At 64.7% G+C, this 22,723-nt stretch carries 26 protein-coding genes; 19 read left to right on the top strand and 7 right to left on the bottom strand.

Annotation, left to right across the window (positions count from 1 at the left end; all coding sequences use genetic code 11):
* Positions 1–78: 78 nt before the first annotated feature.
* Complete coding sequence (locus tag IAE24_RS11185) at positions 79–714, top strand: 2-hydroxychromene-2-carboxylate isomerase (RefSeq protein ID WP_065345604.1); 636 nt, start codon at positions 79–81, stop codon at positions 712–714.
* On the opposite strand, the gene IAE24_RS11180 is transcribed toward IAE24_RS11185, so the two are convergent.
* A complete protein-coding gene (locus IAE24_RS11180) occupies positions 693–1,040 on the bottom strand; it encodes a GFA family protein (RefSeq protein ID WP_013800923.1) in 348 nt (115 codons plus the stop codon). The genes IAE24_RS11185 and IAE24_RS11180 overlap by 22 nt on opposite strands.
* A 305-nt stretch (positions 1,041–1,345) precedes the next feature.
* Here IAE24_RS11180 and IAE24_RS11175 point away from each other — a divergent pair, with 305 nt between their 5' ends.
* From IAE24_RS11175 to IAE24_RS11145, 7 genes are all read left to right on the top strand, one after another.
* Complete coding sequence (locus IAE24_RS11175; protein ID WP_199960304.1) at positions 1,346–2,275, top strand: branched-chain amino acid ABC transporter permease; 930 nt, start codon at positions 1,346–1,348, stop codon at positions 2,273–2,275.
* A gap of 10 nt (positions 2,276–2,285) precedes the next feature.
* Entirely contained in the window at positions 2,286–3,365 is a 1,080-nt protein-coding gene (locus tag IAE24_RS11170; RefSeq protein ID WP_013800924.1) for an ABC transporter permease subunit, read from the top strand.
* Positions 3,366–3,382: 17 nt separating this feature from the next.
* Entirely contained in the window at positions 3,383–4,177 is a 795-nt protein-coding gene (locus IAE24_RS11165) for an ABC transporter ATP-binding protein (RefSeq protein ID WP_199960303.1), read from the top strand.
* Positions 4,178–4,180: 3 nt separating this feature from the next.
* A complete protein-coding gene (locus IAE24_RS11160; RefSeq protein ID WP_012207149.1) occupies positions 4,181–4,927 on the top strand; it encodes an ABC transporter ATP-binding protein in 747 nt (248 codons plus the stop codon).
* 252 nt (positions 4,928–5,179) lie between these two features.
* Positions 5,180–5,542, top strand: a complete 363-nt coding sequence (locus tag IAE24_RS11155; RefSeq protein ID WP_012207148.1) for a DMT family protein — start codon at positions 5,180–5,182, stop codon at positions 5,540–5,542.
* A gap of 142 nt (positions 5,543–5,684) precedes the next feature.
* Complete coding sequence (locus IAE24_RS11150) at positions 5,685–6,332, top strand: DUF47 domain-containing protein (RefSeq protein ID WP_013800926.1); 648 nt, start codon at positions 5,685–5,687, stop codon at positions 6,330–6,332.
* Between the two features lie 22 nt (positions 6,333–6,354).
* A complete protein-coding gene (locus IAE24_RS11145; RefSeq protein ID WP_012207146.1) occupies positions 6,355–7,365 on the top strand; it encodes an inorganic phosphate transporter in 1,011 nt (336 codons plus the stop codon).
* Between the two features lie 90 nt (positions 7,366–7,455).
* On the opposite strand, the gene IAE24_RS11140 is transcribed toward IAE24_RS11145, so the two are convergent.
* Together IAE24_RS11140 and IAE24_RS11135 are read right to left on the bottom strand one after the other, a co-directional pair.
* On the bottom strand, positions 7,456–7,962 hold the full coding sequence (locus tag IAE24_RS11140; RefSeq protein WP_199960302.1) for a TM2 domain-containing protein: 507 nt from the start codon (positions 7,960–7,962) through the stop codon (positions 7,456–7,458).
* 7 nt (positions 7,963–7,969) lie between these two features.
* A complete protein-coding gene (locus tag IAE24_RS11135) occupies positions 7,970–8,494 on the bottom strand; it encodes a GNAT family N-acetyltransferase (protein ID WP_013800927.1) in 525 nt (174 codons plus the stop codon).
* A gap of 146 nt (positions 8,495–8,640) precedes the next feature.
* Between IAE24_RS11135 and rpsP the strand changes: the two genes are divergently transcribed.
* The 6 genes from rpsP to IAE24_RS11105 all read left to right on the top strand — a co-directional run bounded on the left by rpsP (position 8,641) and on the right by IAE24_RS11105 (position 12,745).
* Complete coding sequence (gene rpsP, locus IAE24_RS11130) at positions 8,641–8,895, top strand: 30S ribosomal protein S16 (RefSeq protein ID WP_012207143.1); 255 nt, start codon at positions 8,641–8,643, stop codon at positions 8,893–8,895.
* Positions 8,896–9,027: 132 nt separating this feature from the next.
* Positions 9,028–9,597, top strand: coding sequence for a ribosome maturation factor RimM (rimM, locus tag IAE24_RS11125; protein ID WP_013800928.1), 570 nt, complete (start codon positions 9,028–9,030; stop codon positions 9,595–9,597).
* A 12-nt stretch (positions 9,598–9,609) separates the two neighbouring features.
* A complete protein-coding gene (trmD, locus tag IAE24_RS11120; RefSeq protein WP_071956676.1) occupies positions 9,610–10,380 on the top strand; it encodes a tRNA (guanosine(37)-N1)-methyltransferase TrmD in 771 nt (256 codons plus the stop codon).
* Between the two features lie 110 nt (positions 10,381–10,490).
* Positions 10,491–10,871, top strand: a complete 381-nt coding sequence (gene rplS / locus IAE24_RS11115) for a 50S ribosomal protein L19 (RefSeq protein ID WP_013800930.1) — start codon at positions 10,491–10,493, stop codon at positions 10,869–10,871.
* An 87-nt stretch (positions 10,872–10,958) separates the two neighbouring features.
* Complete coding sequence (locus tag IAE24_RS11110) at positions 10,959–11,687, top strand: CoA pyrophosphatase (protein ID WP_199960301.1); 729 nt, start codon at positions 10,959–10,961, stop codon at positions 11,685–11,687.
* Positions 11,688–11,755: 68 nt separating this feature from the next.
* Positions 11,756–12,745: a CobD/CbiB family protein gene (locus tag IAE24_RS11105; RefSeq protein ID WP_034398910.1), complete on the top strand. Its 990-nt coding sequence runs from the start codon at positions 11,756–11,758 to the stop codon at positions 12,743–12,745.
* Between the two features lie 88 nt (positions 12,746–12,833).
* Here the strand turns inward: IAE24_RS11105 and rsgA are convergent, their stop codons facing one another.
* The 3 genes from rsgA to IAE24_RS11090 are packed head-to-tail and all read right to left on the bottom strand — an operon-like array spanning position 12,834 to position 15,471.
* Complete coding sequence (rsgA, locus tag IAE24_RS11100; RefSeq protein WP_013800931.1) at positions 12,834–13,802, bottom strand: ribosome small subunit-dependent GTPase A; 969 nt, start codon at positions 13,800–13,802, stop codon at positions 12,834–12,836.
* Positions 13,803–13,820: 18 nt separating this feature from the next.
* Positions 13,821–14,153: a 4a-hydroxytetrahydrobiopterin dehydratase gene (locus tag IAE24_RS11095; RefSeq protein ID WP_034396758.1), complete on the bottom strand. Its 333-nt coding sequence runs from the start codon at positions 14,151–14,153 to the stop codon at positions 13,821–13,823.
* Between the two features lie 16 nt (positions 14,154–14,169).
* Positions 14,170–15,471 (bottom strand): M48 family metallopeptidase, encoded by a 1,302-nt coding sequence (locus IAE24_RS11090; RefSeq protein ID WP_043782752.1) that lies wholly within the window; start codon positions 15,469–15,471, stop codon positions 14,170–14,172.
* Between the two features lie 30 nt (positions 15,472–15,501).
* On the opposite strand from IAE24_RS11090, the gene orn reads away from it, so the two are divergent.
* The 3 genes from orn to IAE24_RS11075 all read left to right on the top strand — a co-directional run bounded on the left by orn (position 15,502) and on the right by IAE24_RS11075 (position 20,116).
* The gene (orn, locus tag IAE24_RS11085; RefSeq protein ID WP_043825074.1) at positions 15,502–16,116 is read left to right on the top strand and encodes an oligoribonuclease; all 615 of its coding nucleotides are present in this window, start codon (positions 15,502–15,504) and stop codon (positions 16,114–16,116) included.
* Positions 16,117–16,440: 324 nt separating this feature from the next.
* A complete protein-coding gene (locus IAE24_RS11080) occupies positions 16,441–18,495 on the top strand; it encodes a DEAD/DEAH box helicase (protein ID WP_065345610.1) in 2,055 nt (684 codons plus the stop codon).
* A 151-nt stretch (positions 18,496–18,646) separates the two neighbouring features.
* A complete protein-coding gene (locus IAE24_RS11075) occupies positions 18,647–20,116 on the top strand; it encodes a diguanylate cyclase domain-containing protein (RefSeq protein WP_442778729.1) in 1,470 nt (489 codons plus the stop codon).
* 22 nt (positions 20,117–20,138) lie between these two features.
* On the opposite strand, the gene IAE24_RS11070 is transcribed toward IAE24_RS11075, so the two are convergent.
* Complete coding sequence (locus IAE24_RS11070; RefSeq protein ID WP_012207132.1) at positions 20,139–21,371, bottom strand: multidrug effflux MFS transporter; 1,233 nt, start codon at positions 21,369–21,371, stop codon at positions 20,139–20,141.
* A gap of 138 nt (positions 21,372–21,509) precedes the next feature.
* Here IAE24_RS11070 and IAE24_RS30570 point away from each other — a divergent pair, with 138 nt between their 5' ends.
* Both IAE24_RS30570 and IAE24_RS11065 read left to right on the top strand, forming a co-directional pair.
* Positions 21,510–21,641: a hypothetical protein gene (locus IAE24_RS30570; RefSeq protein ID WP_267908915.1), complete on the top strand. Its 132-nt coding sequence runs from the start codon at positions 21,510–21,512 to the stop codon at positions 21,639–21,641.
* Positions 21,638–22,636: a TRAP transporter substrate-binding protein gene (locus IAE24_RS11065; protein ID WP_199960299.1), complete on the top strand. Its 999-nt coding sequence runs from the start codon at positions 21,638–21,640 to the stop codon at positions 22,634–22,636. Before IAE24_RS30570 ends, IAE24_RS11065 begins: the two co-directional genes overlap by 4 nt.
* Positions 22,637–22,723: the final 87 nt, after the last annotated feature.

Genomic DNA, 22,723 nt, shown 5'->3' with positions numbered 1-22,723 from the left:
CCTTCAGCCATTTCCGCCCCCTCAGCCGCTTCAGCCCCTTCGCTTCGATGTTCCATCCCATTTGATGCAGGCCGTGCCATGAAACCCAACGTGCAATTCCTTTTCGACTTCGGCAGCCCCAACGCCTATCTCTGCCACCAGGTCATCCCCGCAATCGAGGCGCGCAGCGGCATCCGCTTCGACTATGTGCCGGTCCTGCTGGGCGGCCTGTTCAAACTGGCCAACAACCGCTCACCGGCCGAGGCGAATGCCGACATTCCCAACAAGCGCGCCTATGAGGCGCTGGAACTGCAGCGTTTCGTGCAAAGGCATGGGCTCACGCGCTTCCGGATGAATCCGCACTTTCCCGTCAACACCCTGCAAATCATGCGCGGGGCCGTGGCGGCGCAGGGCCTGGGCTGCTTCGAGCGTTATGTGGATGCGGTGTTCTCCAGTATGTGGGAGAAGGGCTGCAAGATGGACGATGCCCAGGTGATCGGCACCGAGCTGTCCGGGGCGGGCCTGGACGCCCCAGCCCTGATCGCCGCAAGCCAGACGCCCGAAGTCAAGGCCCGGCTGCTGGCAAATACCGAGCAGGCCTTCCACCGTGGCGCTTTCGGATCGCCCACCTTTTTTGTTGGCGACGAGATCTACTTCGGCAAGGACCGCCTGCGCGATGTGGAGGAACAAGCGCTGCGGGCCTGCAGCCAGCCTCAGGCCGATCGCCCGTCGTAGCGCGTGATGCGCAGCGCCTCGGGGTCCACGCCTTCCAGGCAGCGCACGTTGACGGCCGCCATGTGCCGGCCCTGGGGATCGATGGCCTCGCCGAACGGATGGATGCCGCAGGTCGGGCAGAAGCGGTGCTGGATCAGGTGCCGGTTGAAGGTGTAGGTCCGCATCTGTTCATCGGGCGTCTGCAGCTGCAGCTGTTCGCGGGGAACGAACCACATGAGCGCGCCCTTGCGTGCGCAGATGGAGCAGTTGCAGGCCATGGCCTGGGTGAGTTCGCCTTCCACATCGAAAGCGATGCCGCCGCAGTGGCAGCTGCCGTGGTATTTCATCGGGGTTCTCCGTGGCCACCTCGGGCTGGCGGCACTGCCGTTGATGGTAGGAGTTCATGCTGGCTACGGCAAATTGCTGCAGTGCTACATAAGAGCACGTGGCTTGTAAAGCCTCGGGAAACCCCCCTGCAACAAGGCGTTGCAGGCCACCGGGGGGTGCCTAGAATCGCCAATCCCCTGCGGTTTCCGGGCCACAAGCCAGGATGCGGCGGGAGAGCTTCCACCACCATGGCATTGCTGGCTCCGTTCGTTTGGATGCGAGGCACGCTGAATGTCTCCATCCTGGACTAAAGGGGAGAGCGCATATGGACATACTGCTTCAGCAGGTCATCAACGGATTGGTCCTGGGCAGCATGTACGCCCTGATCGCCCTGGGCTACACCATGGTGTACGGCATCATCCAGCTCATCAACTTCGCCCATGGCGAGGTGCTCATGGTCGGCGCGCTGACCAGCTGGAGCTGCATAGGCCTGATGCAGGAGGCCATGCCCGGTGCGCCGGGCTGGCTGATCCTGCTGCTGGCGACTGTGATCGCCTGCGTGGTGGCCGCGGCACTGAATTTCGTGATCGAGAAAGTGGCTTACCGCCGCCTGCGCAGCAGCCCGCGCCTGGCGCCGCTGATCACGGCCATCGGCGTCTCGCTGCTGCTGCAGACGCTGGCCATGATCATCTGGAAGCCCAACTACAAGGCCTATCCCACGCTGCTGCCGAGCACGCCCTTCGAGATCGGCACGGCGGTGATCACGCCCACCCAGATCCTGGTGCTCGTGGTCACGGCGATCGCGCTGGCATCGCTGACCTATCTGGTCAACTACACCAAGCTCGGGCGCGCCATGCGGGCCACGGCCGAGAATCCGCGCGTGGCGGCCTTGATGGGCGTCAAGCCTGACTTGGTGATCTCGGCCACCTTCATCATCGGCGCCGTGCTGGCGGCCATCGCGGGCATCATGTATGCCTCCAACTACGGCACGGCCCACCACACCATGGGCTTTCTGCCGGGGCTCAAGGCCTTCACAGCGGCCGTGTTCGGCGGCATCGGCAACCTGGCCGGCGCCGTGGTCGGCGCCATGCTGCTGGGGCTGATCGAGTCCATAGGCTCTGGCTACATCGGCGACCTCACGGGCGGCGTATTGGGCAGCCACTACACCGACATCTTCGCCTTCATCGTGCTCATCATCATCCTGACGCTGCGCCCCTCGGGCCTGCTGGGTGAGCGTGTGGCCGACCGCGCCTGAGGAGATCCGCATGAACAGCAAGAAGACCGTGCAATGGATTCTGGGCGGCCTGGCGCTGATGGTGCTGCCGCTGGTGCTGCAGTACTTCGGCAATGCCTGGGTGCGCATCGCCGACCTGGCCCTGCTCTATGTGCTGCTGGCACTGGGCCTGAACGTGGTGGTGGGCTATGCAGGCCTGCTGGACCTGGGCTACGTGGCCTTCTATGCCGTGGGCGCCTACATGTTCGCGCTGATGGCCTCGCCGCATCTGGCGGAGACCTTCGAGGGCTTTGCCGCCATGTTCCCTGACGGGCTGCATACCTCCATCTGGCTGGTGATACCGCTGGCGGCGCTGCTGGCGGGCATCACGGGAATACTGCTGGGCATTCCGGTGCTCAAGCTGCGCGGGGACTACCTGGCCATCGTCACGCTGGGTTTCGGCGAGATCATCCGCATCTTCATGAACAACCTGGACCAGCCGGTCAACATCACCAACGGCCCCAAGGGCATAGGCCAGATCGACTCGGTGAAGATTCTGGGCCTGGACCTGGCCAAGCGCCAGGAGATCTTCGGCTACGACATCAGCTCGGTCACGCTGTACTACTACCTGTTCCTCTTCCTGGTGCTCGTCAGCATCGTGATCTGCTGGCGCCTGCAGGACTCGCGCATCGGCCGCGCCTGGATGGCCATCCGCGAGGACGAGATCGCCGCCAAGGCCATGGGCATCAACACGCGCAACATGAAGCTGCTGGCCTTCGGCATGGGCGCTTCCTTCGGTGGTGTCTCGGGCGCCATGTTCGCTGCCTTCCAGGGCTTCGTCTCGCCCGAGTCGTTCAGCCTCATGGAGTCCATCATGATCGTGGCCATGGTGGTGCTCGGCGGCCTGGGCCATCTGCCGGGCGTGATCCTGGGGGCGGTGCTGCTGTCGGCCCTGCCCGAGGTGCTGCGCTATGTGGCCGGTCCCTTGCAGCAGATGACCGACGGGCGGCTTGACGCCTCCATCCTGCGCCAGTTGCTGATCGCGCTGGCCATGATCGTCATCATGCTGATGCGTCCGCGCGGCCTGTGGCCGTCGCCCGAGCATGGCAAGAACCTGCCGCACCAGTCCTGAGCATGGAGACAACGCAGATGGCGAACACGGCAGACAACGGCTCCACCTCCCCGGTGCTCAGGGTTTCGGGCATTTCCAAGCGCTTTGGCGGACTGCAGGCCCTGTCCGATGTGGGCATGACCATTGGCCGTGGCCAGGTCTACGGCCTGATCGGTCCCAACGGCGCGGGCAAGACCACTTTCTTCAACGTGATCACGGGCCTGTACACGCCCGACAGCGGCAGCTTCGAGCTGGCCGGCAAGACCTACGAGCCCTCGGCCGTGCACAAGGTGGCCAAGGCCGGCATTGCGCGCACCTTCCAGAACATCCGGCTGTTTGCCGAGATGACGGCGCTGGAGAACGTGATGGTCGGGCGCCATGTGCGCACGCATTCGGGCCTGATCGGCGCGGTGTTCCGCACGCCAGGCTTCAAGGCCGAGGAAGCCGCGATCCGCGCGCGGGCCCGCGAACTGCTGGACTACGTGGGTATTTCCAAATACGCCGACTTCAAGGCCCGCACGCTGAGCTACGGCGACCAGCGCCGCCTGGAGATCGCGCGGGCGCTGGCCACCGACCCGCAACTGATCGCGCTGGACGAGCCTGCCGCCGGCATGAACGCCACCGAGAAGGTGCAGCTGCGCGAGCTGATCGACCGCATCCGCCGGGACCAGCGCACCATCTTGCTGATCGAGCACGACGTGAAGCTGGTCATGGGCCTGTGCGATCGCGTCACCGTGCTGGACTATGGCAAGCCCATCGCCGAAGGCACGCCGGCCGAGGTGCAGAAGAATGACAAGGTGATCGAAGCCTATCTGGGCACCGGAGGACACTGAACCATGGGTGAGCAAGTGCAAGACAAGGGCGTGTCCGCGCCGGTGCTGTTGAAGGTCCAGGGACTGAAGGTGGCCTATGGGGGCATACAGGCCGTCAAGGGCGTGGATTTCGAGGTCCGCCAGGGCGAGCTGGTCTCGCTGATCGGCTCCAACGGGGCGGGCAAGACCACGACCATGAAGGCCGTCACGCGCAGCCTGCAGATGGCGGATGGCGATGTGCACTACCTGGGCCGCAGCATCCGCAACGTGGGCGCCTGGGATCTGGTGGCCCAGGGCCTGGTCATGGTGCCGGAGGGGCGCGGCGTGTTCGCGCGCATGACCATCACCGAGAACCTGCTCATGGGCGCCTACACGCGCAACGACAAGGCCGGCATTGCCGCCGACATCGAGCGCATGTTCGGCATCTTCCCGCGCCTGAAGGAGCGCCGCGACCAGCTGGCCGGCACCATGTCGGGCGGCGAGCAGCAGATGCTGGCCATGGCGCGCGCGCTGATGAGCCAGCCCAAGGTGCTGCTGCTGGACGAGCCCTCCATGGGCCTGTCGCCCATCATGGTGGACAAGATCTTCGAGGTGGTGCGCGATGTGCATGCGCTGGGCGTGACGCTGGTGCTGGTCGAGCAGAACGCCAGTCGTGCGCTGGCGCTGGCCGATCGCGGCTATGTGATGGAGTCCGGCCTGATCACCATGACCGGGCCAGGCCAGACCCTGCTCAGCGATCCGCGCGTGCGGGCCGCCTACCTGGGCGAGTGAACTCCGGGGCAGCCGCCTGCGCACAGGTTGCTGGAATGTCCCGTGCCATCGACGGGATATGGCAAAAATATGACGATTTGATGAAGATTCATCGAATGCCCATCGATGCGGGATGTTGCGTATCTGTGCGATGAAGCAGGTTTTTCGAGAAAATTCGCGCAAAAAAGCAATTTTTGGAAAGAAATCGAAAATCCAGCTTCTGGCGCTGCGGGCGCGATAATTCAGGCCTTCCAGCACCCGGGCGCACCTCACATGAACTGGCTCCAACACATCCCTGTCGGGCTGCAGACCGTGGTCCTGCTGGCCATGAGCAATGTCTTCATGACGTTTGCCTGGTATGGGCACCTGAAGAACCACGCCTCGTCGCCCTGGTACGTGGCAGCCCTTGTCAGCTGGGGCATTGCGCTGTTCGAGTACCTGCTGCAGGTGCCCGCCAACCGCATAGGCCACACGCAGTTCAGCGTGGCGCAGCTCAAGATCATCCAGGAGGTGATCACACTGTCGGTGTTCGCGCCTTTTGCCGTGCTCTACCTGAACCAGCCCCTCAAATGGGACTTCCTCTGGGCCGGCCTGTGCATGGTTGGCGCGGTGTATTTTATTTTTCGCAGCGGCTGACAAGGCGGCGCGCCGGCGCGCAAAAACGCGCTTGGGACTCAAGAGTACACTTCGCCCCGTTCAAGCCGGGAAGCCATGCCAAGCATCCGCAATGTGACGCAGTGAGTCGCCTGGTTCCCACTTTTCCCGGTAAGGAGCATTCATGCTTTTTGGCAAACTATTGCCACGCGAAGGCAATTTCTTCGAGATGTTCAACCAGCATGCCGACCGCATCGTCGATGCCGCGCATGCCTTCTCGCAGCTTGTCGCCAACTACAACGATCCTCATCTTCGCGAGAAGTACAACGAGGACGTGAACAACGCCGAGCGTGCCGCCGACCGCGTGACGCATGACGTCACCAAGGCGCTGCACAAGACCTTCATCACGCCGCTGGACCGCGAGCAGATCCACTCGCTGATCAACACCATGGACGACGTGGCCGACCTGATCCAGGACTCGGCCGAGACCATGGCGCTGTACGACGTGCGCCACATGACGGATGAGATCACGCGCCTGACCGACCTGTGCGTGCGCTGCTGCGAGCGGCTGCGCGATGCGGTCAAGCTGCTGTCGCGCATCTCCGATCCATCGGTGGTGGACGCGGCGATGAAGACCTGCGAGGAAATCGACCGCCTCGAATCGGACGCCGACCGCGTGATGCGCTCGGCCATGAGCAAGCTGTTCCGCGAAGAGCCCGATGTGCGCGAAGTCATCAAGCTCAAGGCCATCTACGAGCTGCTGGAGACGGTGACCGACCGCTGCGAGGACGTGGCCAACCTGATCGAGGGCATCGTCCTCGAGAATTCCTGAGCCCTCGCGGAGTCGTTTCGTTATGGAATCCGTACAAGCGGCCCTGTGGGTCGTGATCCTGCTGGTGGTGCTGGCCTTGCTGTTCGACTTCATGAACGGCTTCCACGATGCTGCCAACTCGATCGCCACCGTGGTCTCCACGGGCGTGCTCAAGCCCACGCAGGCCGTGGCCTTCGCGGCCTTCTTCAACGTGGTGGCGGTCTTTGTCTTCCACCTCAGCGTGGCGGCCACTGTGGGCAAGGGGATCGTCCAGCCCGGCATCGTGGACACGCACGTGGTCTTCGGCGCCCTGGTCGGCGCCATTGCCTGGAACGTGATCACCTGGCACTACGGCATCCCCAGCAGCTCCTCGCATGCGCTGATCGGCGGCATCGTGGGCGCCGTGATCGCCAAGGCTGGCGCGGGCGCACTGATCGCCAGCGGCATCTGGAAGACCGTGGCCTTCATCTTCGTCTCGCCGCTGCTGGGCTACCTGCTGGGCTCGCTGATGATGGTGCTGGTGGCCTGGATCTGCCGCCGCGCCGCTCCCAACCGGGTGGACCGCTGGTTCCGCCGGCTGCAGTTGGTCTCCGCCGGCGCCTACAGCCTGGGCCACGGCGGCAATGATGCGCAAAAGACCATCGGCATCATCTGGCTGCTGCTGATCGCCACCGGCTATGCCAATGCCGGCGACGCGGAGCCGCCGCTGTGGACCATCGTCAGCTGCTACCTGGCCATCGGCCTGGGCACCATGTTCGGCGGATGGCGCATCGTCAAGACCATGGGCCAGAAGATCACCAAGCTCAAGCCCGTGGGAGGCTTTTGCGCCGAAAGCGGTGGCGCGCTGACGCTGTTCTTCGCGACCTTCCTGGGCGTGCCGGTCTCGACCACGCACACCATCACGGGCGCCATCGTCGGCGTGGGCTCCACCCAGCGCGCCAGCGCCGTGCGCTGGGGCGTGGCGGGCAACATCGTCTGGGCCTGGGTGCTGACGATTCCTGCCAGCGCCTTCGTGGCTTCCATTGCCTACTGGATCAGTCTCCAGCTGTACTGAGCCAAGGCAAGTGCCTCCAAAAAGAAAGACCGCCAATGGCGGTCTTTCTTTTTGGGTGGAGGCACGCGCTGGCGCACCACAGCGAAAACTTCACTGCGAAATCTTGCGCGCTTCCTCCACCTGGTGCTCGAAGTAGTGCTGGAAGCTGTAGGCAATGCTGGCCATGAGCACGGCGGCGCCCAGCATCAGGGACAGCGCAATGGCAAAGATGGTTGACCAGCCCGTGCGCCCGGCCTGCGCCTGCTCGTCAATGCCGGGGTTGTGGCGCCGGTTCCAGGCTTCGGTGTCGGTCAGCCCGTAGAGGATGGCGCGCAGCGCGCAGCCGGCGATGGTGAAGCCCAGCAGCGGAATCAGCAGCCAGCTGAGCTGGTCGTCCTGCCCCAGTTGCTGGACGCGCTCGATGCCGTATACGCCCAGCGCCGTGGGCACGGGCAGCAGCCAGCCCAGCCAGTCGCCGAAGCCATGCAGATAGAAGCGGTGCAGCCCCAGCGGCCCGCCGACAAAGGCCAGCCAGGTCGTCAGGGTCTTGCTTTTGGAGCGCGCAGCCCCCTGCTGTGCTTGAGCGGGCTGAGGCAAAGGCGTGCTGGGTCGGTTCATGCGCCCATTATTCGGGCGAACTGCGGTTGCCGTCTCCCAGGGTCTTCTCCATGAGAACGATGTCCAGCCAGCGGCCGAACTTCCATCCCATGGAGCTCAGCGTGCCCGCCGGGGTGAAGCCCGCGGCGCGGTGCACGCCGATGGAGCCGGCATTGGCCGAGTCACCGATCACCGCCAGCAGCTTGCGCACGCCGGCCGCCTCGCATTCGCGCGACAGCGCATCGAGCAGGAGGCGGCCCACGCCCTGGCCGCGTGCCGCGTCATGCACGTAGATGGAATCCTCGGCGGAGAAGCGATAGGCCGGGCGCGGCTTGAACCAGTTGGCGTAGGCAAAGCCCAGCACCTGGCCCTGTTCGTCCACGGCGACCAGATAGGGCAGGCCCTTGGCCAGCACGTCCGCGCGGCGCGTGGCCATGTCCGATTCGGCAGGGGGATCGGTCTCGAACGTGCCCGTGCCGTGCAGCACGTGGTGGCGGTAAATAGAGGTGATGGCGGCGAGATCGCCGTCCAGGCTTGAGCGAATGGTAGGCATGGAAAGGGAAGTTGGATATAATCGCTGGTTTTACGGCGTGTCGCTGGCCGGGTGGCCATGTCGCGTGTCTCAAACGCCGCAAAACATGTGCAGCCATTCATTGTCTAGTTAATTGTGTGGTGGCTGCGCCCACCCGAAGGAAAATCATGGTCGTCATTCGACTCTCTCGCGGCGGTTCCAAGGCCCGTCCGTTCTACAACATCGTTGCCGCCGACAAGCGCGTGCGTCGCGATGGTTCGTTCATCGAACGCCTGGGCTTCTACAACCCCAACGCCCGTGGCGGCGAAGAGGGTCTGCGCGTTGCTCTGGACCGCGTGAACTACTGGAAGGGCGTTGGCGCGCAGGCTTCCGAGACCGCAGAGCGCCTGATCAAGCAGGCCACCCAGAAGACTGCTGCCTAATTCAGCATCCCTTCTGAAATCGGGTTCCGTTGGCTTGTCTGACGGAGCCCTTTTTTGTTTTCCCCTCTGGATCGCCTTGCAGGGATCTGCAACGATCTGCATTGACTGTCCATCTACTGCCTACCGACTGCCATGAGCCACATGCCTGAACTCGAAGCCAGCGTCCTGCCCGCCGATGCCGTGGAGGTCGGGCGCATCGCCGATGCCTGGGGCATCAAGGGCTGGTTCAAGGTGGCCGCCTTCAGTGCCGACCCCGAGGCCCTGTTCACCGCAAAGCAGTGGTATCTGCAGCCCCCCGAGAAGGGTGCGCGGCAGTTCACCGGTACGGTGCTGCTGCCGGTCAAGCAGGCGCGCGTCCACTCCGATTCCGTCGTCGCCACATCGCCTGTCGTGAACGACCGCAATACCGCCGAGGCCCTGCGTGGCGCGCGCATCTTCGTGGCGCGCAGCGATTTCCCGCAGCCCGAAGATGGCGAGTATTACTGGGTCGATCTGCTGGGCCTGTCCGTGGTCAACCGCGAGGGCGTGGCCCTGGGCGTCGTCCGCGACCTGCTGTCCACCGGCCCGCAGACCGTACTGGTGCTGGCCTATGAAGAGGATGGCAAGGAGCGCGAGCGCATGATTCCCTTTGTCGATGCCTATGTGGACAAGGTGGATCTGCCGGGCAAGACCATCGTTGCCGACTGGCAGCCCGACTATTGATCGCCGATCTCCATGCGCTTCGACATCATCACGCTGTTCCCTGAGCTGTTCACGCCGTTTCTTGAAAGCGGCGTCACGCGCCGTGCCTATGCCTCGGGCCAGGTCGGCGTGCACCTGTGGAATCCGCGCGACCATGCCCAGGGCAACTACCGGCGCGTGGACGATCGCCCCTTTGGCGGCGGTCCGGGCATGGTGATGATGGCCGAGCCGCTGCAGCGCTGCCTGGAGGCGGCCCGGCAGGCACGCCGCGATGCCGGCGAGCCCGAGCCGGCTCCCGTGGTGCTGTTCTCGCCGATCGGCACCACGCTGCGCCATGCCGTGGTGGCCGACTGGGCGCAGGGGCAGGGCGCAATCTTGCTGTGCGGCCGCTACGAGGGCCTGGACCAGCGCTTCATCGATACCCATGTCACGCACCAGTTGAGCCTGGGCGACTTCGTGCTGTCTGGCGGCGAGATCGCTGCCATGGCCCTGCTGGATGCCGTCGCACGGCTGCAGCCCGGCGTGCTCAATGACGAAGGCAGTTTCCAGCAGGACAGTTTCAATCCGGCGCTCGACGGCCTGCTCGATTGCCCGCACTACACCCGCCCCGAAGTCTGGGAAGGGCGGGAAGTGCCGGCGCCACTGTTGTCCGGCCACCACGCGCAGATCGAGCGCTGGCGCCGTGACCAGCGCCTGTCCATCACGGCCAGGCACCGGCCCGAGCTGATAGAGCAGGCGCGCGCCCAGGGCCTGCTCAACGCCAAGGACGAGGGGTTTTTGGCAAAAAACGTCTCCGGGCTATAATCCGCGATTCTTCGATCCTCTATCCGGCCGCTGCTACGAACAAAGCAGCCATGGCGCCAATCCCGGTGCTTGCCAATCCTGGCGCGGACAAGATCGATTGGATGTTGACCATGAATCTGATCCAGATCCTCGAGCAAGAGGAAATCGCCCGTCTGAACAAGACCATCCCCCAGTTCGCCCCCGGTGACACCGTCATCGTGAGCGTGAACGTGGTCGAAGGCAGCCGCAAGCGCGTGCAGGCTTACGAAGGCGTGGTGATCGCCAAGCGCAACCGTGGCCTGAACAGCGGCTTCACCGTGCGCAAGATCTCCAGCGGTGAAGGCGTGGAGCGTACGTTCCAGACCTACTCGCCCCTGATCGCCGGCATCGAAGTCAAGCGTCGCGGTGATGTGCGTCGTGCCAAGCTGTACTACCTGCGCGAGCGCAGCGGCAAGTCGGCCCGCATCAAGGAAAAGCTGCCGTCGCGTGTCAAGGTTTCTGCCGAAGCCTAAGCACCTGCGTCACAGCTGGAAAGCCGCTACAGTCGCCTGTAGCGGCTTTTTTGTTGTCCGGCCGTTGCCCATCACAAGCCTTCATTCGTGTCCTCTCTGCCCGATACCGCCATTCCCGTGCCGACCGGCGGGCCAGTGCCCGCAGCCGTGCCGTCGATCGCCGACCCGCGCATGGCGCAACTGATTGGCAAGGACAGCCACCTGCCTGCCGTGCCCCCCGAGGCCCGCACGCCCGAGGCCCTGCGCCAGCGCTTTGCGCTGCCGCCCCAGTGGGCTCCCGAGGTGGTGCGCGAGAAACGCTTCAGCTATCGCCAGCCCACCGATGCCGCCGTGCTCGTGCCCATCGTGATGCGCCCCGAGCCCACGGTGCTGCTGACCGAGCGCACGGCCCACCTGTCCACGCATTCGGGGCAGGTGGCATTTCCGGGCGGCAAGCGCGATCCGGAGGATGCCTCTGCCCAGGCCACGGCCCTGCGCGAGGCGCATGAGGAAGTCGGACTGGCCGCCAGCGATGTGCAAGTGCTGGGCACGCTGCCCATCTACATCACGGGCACGGCCTTCCTGATCACGCCGGTGGTGGCCCTGGTCGACCCCCGGGCGCACCTCAATCCCAATCCCTACGAAGTGGCGGATGTGTTCGAGGTGCCGCTGGCCTTCCTGCTCGATCCTGCCAACCATGAGCGCCACTCCATGGTCTGGAACGGCGTGCCGCGCGAATGGTTTGCAATGCCCTACCAGGATGGTGATCGCCAGCGCTACATCTGGGGCGCCACGGCCGGCATGCTGCGAAATCTTTACCGATTCCTGTCGGCCTGATGCCCGGATCGCGGGCCGTGCCACCCCGGGGTCACTGACCTGTCTGCATGCGCCAGTATGATGGCCGGATGAGTTTCTTTGCCATTCTGATCGCCTTGCTGATCGAGCAGGCGCGCCCGTTGACGCCGGCCAATCTCGTGCACACAGGCTACAGAGCCTGGACGGTTTCGGTGCGCCGCAACTTCGATGCCGGCCAGGCGCACCATGGCTGGCTGGCCTGGACCGTGGCGGTGGCATTGCCCTGCGTGCTGGTGACGGGCATCTACCTGCTGCTGCTGTGGGGCGTGGGCTGGCCGCTGGCCATGGTCTGGAATGTGGCCGTGCTCTATGTGACGCTGGGCTTTCGCCAGTTCAGCCACCACTTCACACGCATCCGCGATGCGCTGGATGCAGGCGATGAGTATGCCGCGCGCGAGGCGCTGGCTCACTGGCAGCAGGTCGATGCCAGCGAGGTGCCGCGCAGCGAGGTTGTGCGCCATGTGATCGAGTACTCGGTGCTGGCCGCGCATCGCCATGTGTTTGGCGTTCTGTTCTGGTTCTCTGCGCTGGCAGCGCTGGGGCTGGGCCCGCTCGGCGCCGTGTTCTACCGAATGACCGAGCACCTGTCGCGCTCCTGGTCGCGCAAGGGCCTGGTGGGCGGCACCCAGGTCAGCCCCCAGTTGCAGCACACCTCCCGGCTGGCCTGGACCGTGATCGACTGGTTGCCTGCACGGTTGACGGCGCTGTCCTTTGCCGTGGTCGGCAGCTTCGAGGAAGCCATCGAAGGCTGGCGCTTCCATGCCCAGCGCTTTCCCAACGACAACGATGGCGTGATCCTGGCCGCCACCTCGGGTGCCATCAACGTGCGCCTGGGCGGCGAGGCACTCAAGCGCCGCGAAGGCATCTCGGTGACCCGCGACGACGGCGAGGAGATCGATCTCGATGTGGACAGCGAAGCCACGCCGGGCCGCGAGCCGGAGATCGGCCATCTGCGCAGCGTGGTCGGCCTGGTCTGGCGTTCGGTCGTGGTCTGGCTGCTGCTGCTGGCCCTGCTGTCGCTGGCGCGTTTGCTGGGCTGATCGCTGCGCCGCAGAAGGCGAGCCCTGCCTGTCTTGCCAGGCAGCAGCCCGCCCTTCCTGATGCAGCCGGGTCGTTGTTTTGAGGAGGTCAGTACTTCTGCGCCTGGCTCAATTCATCGAACAGCTCGGCGTAGATGTAGTAGCGGTTGGCGCTGATGTCGTGGTCGGCATCCATTCCGGTTTCCTCGTCTTCCACGCGCGGCATGACGGCGCATCCCGGCTCGTGCAGGTGGGTGCAGTTGTAGAACTTGCATTCCTGCGCATGGGCGCCTATGTCGGGCATGCAGCGGGGCAGGTCCGTGGGCTCTATGTGGCGCAGGCCGAATTCCTGGAAGCCCGGTGAGTCGATCAGCGCCGTGGTGCGCTCTTCGTCCATCCAGTACCAGCTGGTCGTGGTGGTCGTGTGCTTGCCGGAGTTCAGCGCCTGCGAGATCTCGTTGGTGGCCGCGCGTGCGCCGGGCACCAGCAGGTTGATCAAGGTGCTTTTGCCCGAGCCGGACGGGCCCAGGACCAAGGTGGCCTTGCCCTTGAGGTGTTGCATCAGCAACTGCCGGTCGGCCTCGCCTTCGTTGGCCAGCGAAAGCGACAGCACCTCGTAGTGCGGCGTTTCCTGGCCCAGGTACATCTCGCGATAGGGCTTCAGGCGCTCCCAGGCATCGGCGAAGGGCTCGGCCAGGTCACGCTTGTTCAGGGCGATCAGGGGCTTGATGTGGGTGGCTTCGGCGGTGATGAGGGCACGGGCCAGCTGGCTTTCGGAGAACACCGGCTCGGCCGCGATCAGGATCAGCACCTGGTCGATGTTGGCCGCAAAGGATTTGGTGCGTATCTCGTCCTGGCGGTAGAACAGGTTGCGCCGTTCCAGCACCTTCTCTATGGTGCCTTCCTCGCCCTGGCCGGCGGGTGGCAATTGCCAGCGCACGCGGTCGCCGACCACGGTCTGGCTCTTCTTGCCGCGCGGATGGCAGATGTGGCGTGCGCCTTCTTCGGTCTCGACCACGCAGTGGCGGCCATGGCTGGAGACGACCAGGCCTTCTCGCAATGCGGAGCGCTCAGCCATGGGATGCCGGGGTGGGATTCATGGACGCTCCAGCAGCGCATCGATGCGCCGTGCGCACTCGATGTCGGTGGACGAGATGCCGTTCACGTCATGCGTGTTCAGGCGCACACCGCAACGGCCGTAGCTCACGGTCAGGTCGGGGTGGTGGTCCTGCTGGTGGGCGATCAGGGCCAGCGCGTTCACGAAGGCCATGGTCTCGTAGTAATTGGCAAAGGCGTAGCTCTTGGCGATGGCATCGCCATCGAGCTGCCACCCCGGCAGGGCCGCCAGTGCGGTGCGCAATTCGTCCGGCGTCAGCGCGCGGCGCTGCTGGGTGGACCAGTCCTGTTGTTGCAAGCGTTGTGTGCTCATGGTGGATGTGAAAGGGTCAGGTCGGAGAAGGCATGCGCGCCAGCCGGGCGAGGGCGGGCGGATGCGAGTAGTAAAAGCCCACGTACCAGGGATCGGGCGTGAGCGTTGAAGCATTGTCCTCGTACAGCTTGAGCAGTGCCGAGGCCAGATGGGCGCCGCTGGCCTGTTGCATGGCATAGGCATCGGCTTCGAACTCGTCGCGGCGCGACAGGGCCGAGAACAGCGGGGTGACAAAGAAGCTGAATACCGGCACGGCCAGCAGGAACAGCAGCAGTGCCACGGCCTCGTTGCCGGCGCCTATCCCGCCATGGCCCAGCGCAAGGTCCAGACCCGGGCGCACGCCCAGGCCCAGGTAGAACCACAGCTGCTGCGACAGCCAGCCCAGCAGGGCGAAGCCGGCCAGGCTGGCGGCGAACATCAGCAGCATGCGCTTGAGGATGTGGCGGTGCTTGAAGTGGCCCAGCTCGTGCGCGAGCACGGCCTCCACCTCGTCGGCGTCGAGCTGCTTGAGCAAGGTGTCGAAGAACACCACGCGCTTGGAATGGCCGAAGCCCGTGAAATAGGCATTGGCATGGGCCGAGCGGCGGCTGCCATCCATCACGAACAGGCCTTTGGCCGTGAAGCCGCAGCGCTGCATCAGCGCGCTCACGCGCTCCTTGAGCGTGCCTTCGGCCAGCGGTTCGAACTTGTTGAACAGCGGTGCGATGAAGGTCGGAAAGATCCACATCAGCAGCAGGTTGAACGCCGTCCACACGGCCCAGGCCCACAGCCACCACAGGTCGCCGGCCGAGCCCATGAGCCACAGGATCAGGGCCGCCAGGGGAAGGCCGATGGCCGCGCCCATGGCGGTGGACTTGATGGCATCGGTCAGCCACAGCCGCAGCGTCATCTGGTTGAATCCAAAGCGCTGCTCCAGCACAAAGGTCTGGTAGAGCGACAGCGGCAGCTCCACCAGCCCGGAGATCAGGGCAAAGCCGGCCAGCAGTGCCAGTTGCTGCCACAGGCCGGCGCCCATCAGTTCCAGCAGCCACTGGTTGAGCGCGTCGAGCCCGCCCAGCAGCGTCCATGCGAGCAGCACCACGGCGCCCAGCGTCATCTCGATCAGTGCGATGCGGGCCTTGGCCAGCGTGTAGTCGGCGGCCTTTTGATGGGCCGCGAGGCTGATGCGTTGCGCAAAGGCCTCAGGCACCTCGGCCCGATGGCGGGCCACATGGCGGACCTGGCGCGAGGCCAGCCAGGCGCGCAGCAGCCACTGGGCGAGCACGGCTGCGGCAAACAGCAGGGACAGCGTCGAGGAAAAATCGGGGTTGAAGGCCATGTGGCCGCAGTGTAGGCGACAATTTGGGCCATGTCCGAAGCCTCCGAAGCCGCCAGCGCTTGCATTCCCGTCCCCGCCGAACCCGGCACGTCCATCACCCTGGCCAAATCCGATCTCAACCTCGTCTGGCTCGACTGCGAGATGACCGGGCTGCAGCCCGATACCGATCGCATCATCGAGATCGCCGTGGTCGTCACCAGTCCGGACCTGGCCATTCGCATCGAAGGGCCGGTATTTGCCATCCATCAGGCAGATGCGCTGCTCGATGGCATGGATGCCTGGAACAAGGGCACGCATGGCAGGAGCGGCCTGATCGATCGCGTCAAGGCATCGACCACCAGCGAGGCCGATGCGGAGGCTGCGCTGATCAAGTTCCTCTCGCAGTACGTTCCCAAGGCCAAGGCCCCGCTGTGCGGCAACAGCATCGGGCAGGACAGGCGCTTCATGGAACGCTACATGCCCAAGCTCAACAACTTCTTCCACTACCGCAATGTCGATGTCAGCACCCTCAAGGAATTGGCCAGGCGCTGGAAGCCCGACGCCTACGCCTCCTTCAAGAAGGCCCAGCGCCACACCGCATTGGCCGATGTGCACGAGTCCATCGATGAGCTGGCGCACTATCGCGCGCGCCTGCTGAACGTCTGAATCTGGCGGCCCCGGCCATTTTTTATGACAGGGGCTTGCGGGAAAACCCGGGGAGTGCGACAATCTACAGCTTGCCCCCATCAACAAGGGGCAATTTGCACATCTCCATCACACAAGGGCCCCTGCGCTGTGTGTCTGTGGTCGGTGTCCATAGACCACCATGAAGGCTTTCATGGATGGCGGGACCACCGGTTTCGGACCAGCCGAAAATGCCCATCCGCCCTTTTGCGAAGGGCCGGTTAAGTCTGACGGTGGATGTTGACCCAACCGTCGAGAAAAGCGTGCCAGATCGCTGACTGCGCGTGCTTTTCGTTAGAGCCATTCATGAACGATATCTCTCAAGAGCAGGGCATCATTGCCGCTGCCGATTCCTCTTTTGCTTCCGCCGCTGAAGCATCTTCCGTGCTGAACGCCGCCGTTGCCAGCGCCGAGCAGGCCGCCGAATCCCTGGCCGCCGCCGAAGTCGTGGAAATCGCCGAAGGCGCCGAGGCTGTTGAAGCAGCCCCCGAACTGCCCAATGCCTTCATCGAGCTGGGCCTGGCTGAAGAACTGGTCCGTGCCGTTGCCGATCTGGGCTACACCCAGCCCACGGCCGTGCAGGCGCAAGCCATTCCCCTGGCCATGGGCAGTGATGACCAGGCCTTCATCGACCTGATGGTGTCCAGCCAGACCGGCTCGGGCAAGACCGCTGCCTTCCTGCTGCCCGTGCTGCACACGCTGATCCAGCAAAAGGCTGACGAAGAAGCCGCCATCCGCGCCGAATATGACCGCCAGTGCGCCGAAGCAACGGCCAGCGGCCAGCCCACGCCCAAGCGCAACAAGCGCAAGGACCCCACGAATCCCCGCAACTTCAAGGCAGCCGTTCCCGGCGCCCTGATCCTGTGCCCCACGCGCGAGCTGGCACAGCAGGTGGCGCATGACGCCATCGAGCTGGTCAAGCACTGCCGCGGCATCCGCATCGCCAACGTGGTGGGCGGCATGCCCTACCAGCTGCAGATCGCCAAGCTGCAGAACGCCAACCTCGTGGTGGCCACTCCCGGCCGTCTGCTGGACCTGCAGCGCTCGATGCAGATCAAGCTCGACCAGGTTCAGTTCCTGGTGGTGGACGAAGCCGACCGCATGCTGGACCTGGGCTTCTCGGACGATCTGGCCGAAGTCAACGACCTGACGGCACAGCGCAAGCAGACCATGATGTTCAGCGCCACCTTCGCGCCCCGCATCCAGCAACTGGCCATGCGCGTGATGCATGACGGCGGCTCCGGCGTGAAGAAGGTCACCATCGACACGCCCCAGGAAAAGCACGCCAGCATCAAGCAAGTGCTGTTCTGGGCCGACAACTCCCAGCACAAGCGCAAGCTGCTGGACCACTGGCTGCGCGACACCACGATCAACCAGGCAATCGTTTTCGCATCGACCCAGGTCGAGTGCGACGGCCTGGCCAATGACCTGCAGCAAGACGGCTTCTCCGCCGTGGCACTGCACGGCGCCCTGAGCCAGGGCCTGCGCAACCGCCGCCTGATGGCGCTGCGCAGCGGTCAGGTGCAGGTGCTGGTGGCTACCGATGTGGCCGCACGCGGCATCGACGTGCCCACCATCACCCACGTCTTCAACTACGGCCTGCCCATGAAGGCCGAGGACTACACCCACCGTATCGGCCGCACGGGCCGTGCCGGTCGCGAAGGTGTGGCCGTCACGTTCGCGGAATTCCGTGACCGTCGTCGCATTTTCGATATCGAGGCCTACAGCCGCCAGCAATTCAAGGCCGAAGTGATTCCTGGCCTGGAGCCTGCACAGCGCGCACCCAGCAGCAACGAAGGCCGTGGCGGCCGTCGTGGCGGCGGTGGTTTTGAAAGCCGTGGCGGCGATCGCCGCGGTGCCGGCGGCGGTGGCCGTGGCGGTTTCGGTGGTGATCGTGGCTTTGGCGGCGATCGCGAGCGCAGCTTCGGTGATCGCGGTGGCGATCGTGGCTTCGGCGCACGCCGTGATTCCGAAGGCTATGGCCGCAAGGCTGGCTTCGGTGGCTTCGGCGGTGGCCAGCGCGAAGGCGGCTTCGGCCAGGGCCAAGGTCAGCGTGAAGGCGGCTATAGCCAGGCTCCGCGTGAAGGCGGCTACAGCCAGGCCCCGCGCGAAGGCGGCTTTGGCCGTGGCGGTGAAGGCCGTGGCTTCAGCGGCGACCGTGGTGCTCCGCGTGGCGGCGATCGCCGTGACGGCGCTCCCCGCGAAGGCGGCTTCCGTGGTGCATCCGGCGAGTCGCGCGGCTTTGGCGGTGGCGAATCCCGTGGCGGCTTCGGCGGCGGCGAGCGCCGTCCTGCCTTCGGCAAGAGTGCTCCCAAGCCTTACTCGCCCCAGGGCGGTGATCGCAAGCGCGTTGTGCGCTGATCGATCTCGGCATTGCATGCAGACCGGCCCTTCGGGGCCGGTTTTTTTTCGGCCATCTGCGTCCTCGCGTGGTGCGGCCTGTCCTTGATGGTGCAGAACCTGCTGTCTGGCGGGCTCTGTGACTGCCATAATCGCGGCGCGGAGGTGCCCTGTGGAGTCTTTGATCGCGTCCAGTGTGGATTTTGAACACATGTTCGAACTGGCCCCCGTCTCGCTATGGCTGGAGGACTACAGCGCGCTCAAGCGGCTGCTCGACCAGTGGCGTGCACAAGGCGTGACCGATCTGCAGGCGTATTTTCTGGCCCACCCTCAGGCGCTGCAGCAGTGCAGCGCGGCGCTCAAGGTGGTGCGCGTCAACCAGCGCACGCTGGACCTGTTCGGCGCCAGTGATCAGCAGACCTTTCTTGCCAGCCTGGGCCAGGTGTTCCGCGATGACATGCACGCGGGCCTGGCCTGCGAGCTGGAGGATCTGTGGCAGGGCTCTCTGAGCTTTGCCAACCGCACCGCCAACTACACGCTGGACGGGCGGCGGCTCGATGTGCAGATCCGTGGCCGCATCCTGCCCGGTCATGAAGCGCTTTGGGACTGCGTGCTGGTGTCGCTGGAAGACGTGACGGCCGAGATGCGCAGCGCGCGCCAGCTGCACCGCAGCGAACAGTACTCGCGCGACCTGTTCGAGTACTCGCCCGTGTCGCTGTGGGTCGAGGATTTCAGCGCCATCAAGCGCCTGCTCGACGATGTGCGCGCCCAGGGCATCAGCGACTTCGCCACCTTCCTCAAGGTGCACCCGGAATTCGTCTCGCGCTGCATGCAGGAGATTCGCGTCGTGGACGTGAACCGCCAGACGCTGCGCATGTTCGGCGCCACCGACAAGCTGCAACTGCTGAGCCGGCTGGGCCGCATCTTCCGTGACGAGATGATCGACTCCTTTGCCGATCAGTTGCAGGACCTTTGGAGTGGCAAGCTCGTGCAGCACCGCGAAGTGGTGAACTACGCCCTGTCAGGCGACGCTCTGCACATCCACATGCAGCTGGCCGTGCTCGATGGCCATGCCGATGACTGGGGGCTGGTGCTGCTGTCGCTGGTGGACATCACGGCGCGCAAGAAGGCCGAGGCCTACCTCGAATACCTGGGCAAGCACGATGTGCTGACCCAGTTGCGCAATCGCGCCTTCTATATCGAGGAACTCAATCGCCTGGCACGCAAGGGGCCCTGGCCGCTGGCGGTGATTGCCATCGACATGAATGGCCTCAAGGAGGCCAATGACGAGCATGGCCATGCCGCAGGCGACGACATGCTGCGCCGCGTGGGCGAAGTGCTGACCAAGGCCGTGGATGCGCCTGCCTGCGCGGCGCGCATAGGCGGCGACGAATTCATGGTGCTTTTGCCGGCTTCGGACGAGCGCGGCGCCGAGGCGGTCAAGGAGCGCATCCTCTCGCTGCTGGAGCTCAACAACCAGTTCTATCCGGGCCAGGCGGTCAGCCTGTCCATGGGCGTGGCCTGCTGCGATTCGGGCAGCCAGGTCGAGGCCACCGTCTCGCGCGCCGACCAGGCCATGTATGCCGAAAAGGCGCGCTACTACAAGGAAAGAATGCTGGACCGCCGCGCGGGCCGCGCTTAGCGGTCTTGCGCCGCAGTGCCTGTCACGCCTCCGAGGCGTGCCGCCCGATTTCGGGCCAGCGGTGGTGCAGGTAGATCCAGGACGCCAGCCCGATCAGCATCATGCTGATCGAGCCCAGGGCCAGCAGTACGGTCGAATGCATCACCAGCGGTGCAATCATGCCGGCCACGATGCCGTTGGCCGTGGAGCCGACCACGGCCTGCAGCGATGAGGCCAGGCCGCGCCGCTCCGGGTGGATGTCCAGCACCAGCAGCGTGACCACGGGCACCATCATGGCCCAGCCGAAGGCGAACACCCCCACGGGAATCAGCGCCCAGCTCACGTGGGCGGGCCAGATCAGGTTGGCGACCAGGTTGATGATGGACACGACGAACATGATCAGAAAGCCATGGCGGATCTGGTGCTTGGGCGGAATGCGCCCGGCCAGACGGCCGCTCACCCATGCGCCACCCATGATTCCCGAGATCGAGATCACGAAGAACCAGAAGAACTGCTGCGGCTGCAGGTGCAGCAGGTCGCCCAGGAAGGCGGGCGCCGACAGCACATACAGAAACATGCCGTTGAACGGCACGCCGCTGGCAAAGGCCAGCAGCACAAAGCGCGGATCGCTGCACAGCTCCTTGTAGCCGTGCATCAGAGGCTTGAAGCGGAAGGGCTGGCGTTGCGCCTGTGGCAGGGATTCCGGCAGGAATCGCCAGTTGATGCCCCACAGCAGCACGCCCACCAGGGTCAGGAACCAGAACACTGCCGCCCAGCCCAGGTGTATGAACAGCCAGCCGCCCATCACAGGGGCCAGGGCTGGCGCGATGCCAAAGAAGATGGTGATCTGCGCCATCACGCGCTGGGCCTGGGCGGGTGGAAACAGGTCGCGCACCACGGCGCGCGACACCACGATGCCGGCACCCGTGGACAGGCCCTGCAACGCGCGAAACAGCACCAGCTGCGTGATGTTCTGCGACAGCGCACAGCCCGCCGATGCCAGCGTGAATACGGCAAGCCCCCACAGCACCACGGGCCGGCGGCCAAAGCTGTCGGCCATGGCGCCGTGGAAAAGGTTCATGAAGGCAAAGCCGAACAGATAGGCCGACAGCGTCTGCTGCATCTGCAGCGGCGTGGCGTTCAGGGCCTGGGCGATGCCGGAGAAGGCGGGGATGTAGGTATCGATCGAGAACGGCCCCAGCATGCCCAGGATGGCAAGCAGGACGGCCAGGGCCCAGCGCGGGCCCTGCCAGAGCGGGGAAACATTTTGTGGCATGCAGGCTAGGCGGTTGTGCGCTGCGGGAGACCGCAGGCGCAGAAAAAGGCCGCGCGCCCTTGCGCCTGCGGCAGGGTGACACTGTAGCGGCTTGGCTGGAATCCGGTGTGACGGATGGCTTGGCGAATGACCTGGGCGATGGAATGGATCGATAGTTTGTATCTAAATGATGTAAATATCGATAGAATTTATCTTTTGCGCCAGCATGCACAGGTCCGCCGTGGGGTGGATGGCATGGTTCTGGGCGCTTTCGCCAAGGATCTTTCATGACTGTTTCTCGCCGCACGTTGATATCGGGTCTGGCCCCGGCTGCGTTGCAACTGACCGCCGGCGCTGCCTGGTCCAAGGGCCGCCGACTGCAGCTCTCGGCGGCCTATGGCGATGGCATCTTCCACACGCAGAACCTGCGCAACTTCGCGGCGCGCGTGGGGGCCGATACCCAGCAGGCGCTGGAGATCGATGTGGTGTCCAACTCTGCGCTCAAGCCCATGGCGCAGGTGCTTCCTGCGCTCAAGCGCAATGAAATCCAGTTCGGCGAAGTTCTCATGTCGTCCTATGTGGATATCCATCCGCTGCTGGCCATGGACTCGCTGCCTTTCATCGTGCGTGGCTTTGACGAGGCTGCGCACCTGTGGCAACTGACCCGCCCCGTGCTGCAGGAGTTTTTGCTGGCTCAGCAGGGTGTGCGCCTGCTGTTTGCCGTGCCTTGGCCGGCGCAGGGCCTGTTCTGCCGGCGCCCGGTCAACAGCATCGTGGATCTCAGGGGGCTCAGGCTGCGTGTGCAAAGCGATGCGACCAAGCGGCTGGCGGAACTCTGGGGAGCGCAGCCGGTGGTGCTCGCGGCCGGTGATCTTGGCATGGTGCTGGAGCAGGGAGGTATTGACGCCATGGTTTCATCCAGTGCCACCGGCGTCGACAGCCAGGCTTGGAAGACCATGAAGGTGTTTCTGGACATCAAGGCCTGGATTCCCAAGAACATGTTGTGCGTCAGCGAACTTGCCTGGAAGGGCTTTGCCGAGCCGGAACGCCAGGCCATCAGCCGCGCCGCCGCGCTGGCCGAGAAAGAAGGCTGGGCGCTGGCCCAGCAGGCCGATGAGCTGGGCAAGAAGGTTCTTGTCGACAACAAGATGTCCGTCACCGCGCCATCGGCGGACCTGCGCCGCATGCTGGATTTGATGGGGGAGCGCTTTGGCCGGGAGTGGGTGGCAAAGGCTGGCAGCAGCAATATGTCTGTGCTGATGGAATACAACAAGAAAAGGCACTGAGCGCTGTCGCGCCAAGTGCCTTGTTCTGGGTGTTGGTGGTGGGCCCTGAGTGATTCGAACACTCGACCAACGGATTAAGAGTCCGCT

Origin of the sequence: Delftia sp. S65 (assembly GCF_016516495.1) — a bacterium.
Taxonomy (GTDB): Bacteria; Pseudomonadota; Gammaproteobacteria; order Burkholderiales; family Burkholderiaceae_C; genus Comamonas; species Comamonas acidovorans.
This window is presented reverse-complemented; position numbering and strand designations above follow the sequence as displayed.